The sequence below is a fragment of the Aureibaculum marinum genome, assembly GCF_003813905.1.
Classification (GTDB): domain Bacteria; phylum Bacteroidota; class Bacteroidia; order Flavobacteriales; family Flavobacteriaceae; genus Aureibaculum; species Aureibaculum marinum.
The window spans coordinates 1-1,163 of record NZ_RPFJ01000020.1 but is presented as its reverse complement, the minus strand read 5'-3'; the positions used below and the strand labels follow the sequence as shown (position 1 = coordinate 1,163).

At 27.8% G+C, this 1,163-nt stretch carries 1 protein-coding gene; it reads right to left on the bottom strand.

The genetic code is table 11. The annotated features are described in order from the left end of the window. Nucleotides 1-311 precede the first annotated feature (311 nt). A complete protein-coding gene (locus EGM88_RS12585; RefSeq protein ID WP_123898764.1) occupies nt 312-794 on the bottom strand; it encodes an SMI1/KNR4 family protein in 483 nt (160 codons plus the stop codon). Nucleotides 795-1,163 lie beyond the last annotated feature (369 nt).

Genomic DNA, 1,163 nt, shown 5'->3' with positions numbered 1-1,163 from the left:
GGTCTGTTTTCGGTCTTTTCCAATAATAAATTTCATGGTTAGAAGATACGAAAAAACTGAAAAACAATGAAAATTTTACTCCATTAAAAGCAATAAGTTATTAGACAGTCTGACGGACTTGTGTATGAAACGTAGCGTGCAAAAAGACACTAACTTTTTGGATTAACACAGAGCCGAATTTTTATTGTTTTTAATTTTTCTCTTTTAAAAGCCAAATTAAAAATTTGGCGGTCTTTGTAAATAATCACAATCCCTACGGTTTTACACTTATTAGCTATGTTTTATACACCGTGTTGTGCGTTCGTTTTCATTCAGACTATGTTTTTCAATTCCTTTTTTTCAAGTAAATCAATCAGTTCGTTAAAATTGTTACAAACCTTTTTTATATTTTCAAATTCAGGTTCTGTTCCGTGAACTATTTCTCCATATTTTTCCTTTTCCAAACTAATGGCTAAAAATTGATATTCATCTTTTACTGACAGAATAATTGGAATATGGTGATTCCAAAATCCAGTAATAACCTTTAATTCTTCATTATCATCTTCGCTCCATTCCAAACTCAACAATTCAAATTCGTTCCATTTAAATTCACTTTCTGAATTTCCATTAAACTCTTTAATTAAGTTAAACCAAGCTGTATCATCTTCATTCGTTATTTCTTCAAAATTCTTAAGAAACGTCAGATATTCAATCGGCAAATTATTATACCGTTTTAATAAACTCTTTGGGATTTCCAATTCAGTCGAGTTATTTTTAATCTTAAATCCAGCTTTTATTAATTTTTCTTGATTCATTTTTTCAATTCAGAACGATTTTTTTTAATGAAGCACAACAATTGTATAAACGCCATAGTAGAGTTTATATTAAATTATTTGTACTAAATGTAATTAAAAAGAATAAAATTAACAAAAAAGGTAACTTACTTGTAATTAGGTTTTTAGCTTTATTAAAACCGCATACAAACGACTGTAACCGACTACAACCGAAAGTAATTATTTATTAACCGAATATAATTTGGTAGTAGTTTTATGTTTGCAGTGTCGAAATAAAAATAACATATTTCACAAATAATAATAAAAGCCTTAGAACGAGTCTGAGGATATATCTTAACTGTTTAACCATTAAATTACATATTATGAACGCACTAAAAAACAAAGTACAGT